The sequence below is a fragment of the Vibrio ouci genome (assembly GCF_004551525.1).
Lineage (GTDB): Bacteria > Pseudomonadota > Gammaproteobacteria > Enterobacterales > Vibrionaceae > Vibrio > Vibrio ouci.
In genome coordinates, this window is the sequence record NZ_SATR01000108.1 from 1 (window position 1) to 3,244 (window position 3,244).

General features: G+C 39.2%; 4 protein-coding genes. All 4 read left to right on the plus strand.

Features of this window, described 5'->3' with window-relative positions; translation table 11 throughout:
• On the plus strand, positions 1–200 hold a 200-nt coding region (locus tag ELS82_RS26740), incomplete at its 5' end, for a hypothetical protein (RefSeq protein ID WP_244230871.1).
• A gap of 29 nt (positions 201–229) precedes the next feature.
• Entirely contained in the window at positions 230–700 is a 471-nt protein-coding gene (locus tag ELS82_RS23820; protein ID WP_019282925.1) for a hypothetical protein, read from the plus strand.
• Positions 701–917: 217 nt separating this feature from the next.
• Entirely contained in the window at positions 918–2,171 is a 1,254-nt protein-coding gene (locus ELS82_RS23830) for an AAA family ATPase (RefSeq protein ID WP_134837630.1), read from the plus strand.
• 10 nt (positions 2,172–2,181) lie between these two features.
• The gene (locus ELS82_RS23835; RefSeq protein WP_134837631.1) at positions 2,182–2,976 is read left to right on the plus strand and encodes an HNH endonuclease family protein; all 795 of its coding nucleotides are present in this window, start codon (positions 2,182–2,184) and stop codon (positions 2,974–2,976) included.
• Positions 2,977–3,244: the final 268 nt, after the last annotated feature.

Sequence of the window (3,244 nt, forward strand, 5' to 3'; positions counted from 1 at the left end):
AAGTAAATCATATATTTGTGGTAAAACATAACAAACAATTCAACAGTGATTCGCAACGCTTGGCGTTCTCACTTCGGGTTGAATTTAGTGTTTACGGTGCAGTGTTGAAGTTCAGTGTCTGCGCTGCTCACACGTTAATTGGGCGTTATGTAGCAATTCTATTTCCCCAACCAAAACAAGGACAATATGCAATTGTATGATATGCTCAATGTTTTAATTGGTGAGTTGTATGAATGAATTACAAAACCCTATGACAGGGTTTAAAACATTAGAGTTGGCGTTTTCACAAGGCTTCCGCATGAAGCGAGTTCCTTTTACCGATGACATATACTTTGTCCGTGATAAAGCGCTCGGCTATTTCCGTTACACTTACGCTCGTCTAGCCAAACTTAAAGTTCTCCAGACTGTTGTACTCAACGGTACAGAAGAGCTAAATGGTTTGCCTTGTTTCTCTCTCTACTATGGAACACTAGAAGACCTCCGAGGTACGGGAGTTACAGTTCCATATATTGAGAAAGTTCTAGAAGAGTTCAAAAAAGGTCAAAAACTCAAGGAATATTACATTGAAACTAGTGTCGATATTTCTAACGAAGCCTCTTTAGCAGTAGCTCAGAAATTGTTTGGTGACTCGACATTAGATAGTGTTGATCATTCTACTGGTGAACCTATTAGAGTGTGGCAAACGAAGGTAACACGATAAGCAACATAACAATCTGTTTAAGAGTGATTCGCAACGCTTGGCATTTTTGCTATGCGTTGCGTTTTGTGTTTAAGGTGGCATGCGGGAGCTTCGGTATTGCGTTGCTCACACCTTAACAGGGCGTTAAGCTTCATTCAAACAACGCTTCTTCAAGAAAGATGAATAGTTTGAATATCTTACGTATAATCATCTTAACTTTGATTATGGCGTGTCAAAAATGTATATAAAAAAGATAGATTTAGAAAATATTAAAACCTTTAAACGTTTTGCCTTCGAACTTGATGAGAAGGAAGACCCTGCTGGGTGGCACGTCATTTTAGGAAATAATGGGGCCGGGAAATCAACGTTCATTAGAGCGGCAGCTGTTGGTTTAATGGGACCTCAAGAGGCGAATAAATCTCGACATGCTTTTCTAGAGTGGGTCAAGAAAGGAGCTGACAGTGCGTTAATTCGTATGGAGTTGATCCAAGATAGAGCTCTTGATAACTGGGCGCAAAAAGGAAAACAACAGGTCGATAATCTCTCTTATACTCTGAAGATAACAGATGAAGGAAGTTTTACTACACACTCAAGAAACTCACCAAATAGACATGTTTGGAGTGGTAAAAAAGGCTGGTTTTCAGTTTCATATGGGCCGTTTAGACGGTTTTCAGGGGGGAATAGCGATTATCAAAAATTATTCTATTCATCTCCATTATTAGCTAGACACTTATCGGTGTTTGGTGAAGATGTTGCATTAACAGAAACCCTTGAATGGTTAAAGGAACTGCGATTCAAAGAGTTAGAAAAGCCAAACTCAATTGAAGCTAATCTTCTGAAGAAAATTAAAGATTTTGTTAACCAAGACGACTTTTTACCCAATGGCGTTAAATTCGAAGGTGTTTCTTCTGATGGCATTGAGTTTATCGATAGCAATAAGGCACAAGTAAACATTGAATCACTTAGTGATGGATATCGCTCGGTACTAAGTATGACTTTAGAGCTTATTCGCCAAATGGTTGATTGTTATGAAACAGAAAATATTTTCTGTTCTGAAGGTAATACTATCGTATATCCTGGCGTAGTCTTCATTGATGAAATTGATGTCCACCTGCATCCAATATGGCAGCGAAAGATTGGTAAGTGGTTTACAGAACATTTTCCTAAGATTCAGTTCATCGTTTCAACACATAGCCCTTTAGTTTGTCAAAGTGCTGGCTCAGGTTCGATATGGAAACTACCTAATTTTATTGAGAATAAAAAAGGTTATAGAGTTAGGGGGGGGGAGCTTGACCGTCTTTTATATGGAAATATCTTGGAAGCACTGAGCTCTGATGTGTTTGGTATAGGTATAGAGCGCTCCGAAGAAGCACAGGAACTCTTAAAGCATTTAGCTGAGCTTAATGTAAAAGCTCAGTTTGGTGGTGAGTTAACAGAGGAAGAATTTGCTGAAAAGCAGCGGATTCAGGGTATTTTTGGTACTGGCGTGTAGGCAAAGGTTAATGATTGAAATTCCGCAAACACAGTTAGCTCAAGCAGCATTAACATATTTAGCTAACAAACAAGCTGAAATTAATGCCTTACCAGACTATGCCCAGCAGGTTATTAAAGGTAAATCACTATGGTCTAACAAAGGTGGGGCTAATTTTGAAACGGTCAAATCTACACTGACTTTAATGTGTGTAGGGAGCAAAAGGTGCAACTATTGTGAAGACTCAGCAGCAGATGAAGTCGAACATGTTAAGCCTAAGGACCTATACCCAGAGGATACCTTTGTCTGGGGAAATTATTTATACGCATGCGGTCCATGTAATGGTCCTAAAAACAATTATTTTGCAGTGATTGATCAAAATAATCAAATTTTAGAATTAGCCCGAAAGAAGAACGATCCTGTGGTACGTCCACAAACGGGAACTGATGCTTTTATTAACCCAAGGAATGAAAACCCTCTCGAATATATGGTTCTAGATCTAGCTACAATGTACTTTGTACCTTTTCCTGGAATTGGAATTGTCCAAAAGAAAAAGGCAGAGTATACGATTGAGAAGCTTAGGTTGAACACTAGAGATTATTTGGTGAAAGCAAGGGCTGAAGCTTATGAGGCCTACCTCAATGCCATGAAAGCGTTTGTTTTAGATAAGTCATTAAATAAGGCACAAGAAGAACTTGAAAGCAGCTTGAGTAAATTCAAAACTAAGCAGCATCCCACCGTATGGGCAGAAATGAAGAGGCAGCACCAAGCTATAGATGAGATAGCTGCATTAATAGCGCAGGCACCCGAACTACTAGATGCCTAATTGAAGCTTAACAATAAATTTAAGCAGATTCGCAACGCTTGGCACTTTTGGTTTGAATCAGCTTTAGTGTTTACGGCACAATGTTTTAGGTTGGTGACAGCGTTGCTCACTACTTAATTTGGCGTTAGGCTTACAAGGAGGTTTCAAATGAGGATGCCAGTTTTACAACCCATTCCAATTCGCACGAAAAAGGTTCCTAGCTTGATTTGCCGAATCTATATATGGATCTTTTCAATTCGAAAGTGGCGGGTGAAAGAGGAATGGAGTT

Bases quoted from the DNA above. Each gene is read 5' to 3' on its own strand.
- ELS82_RS23820 (WP_019282925.1), top strand. From the start codon at position 230: ATGAATGAATTACAAAACCCTATGACAGGGTTTAAAACATTAGAGTTG.
- ELS82_RS23830 (WP_134837630.1), top strand. From the start codon at position 918: ATGTATATAAAAAAGATAGATTTAGAAAATATTAAAACCTTTAAACGT.
- ELS82_RS23835 (WP_134837631.1), top strand. From the start codon at position 2,182: ATGATTGAAATTCCGCAAACACAGTTAGCTCAAGCAGCATTAACATAT.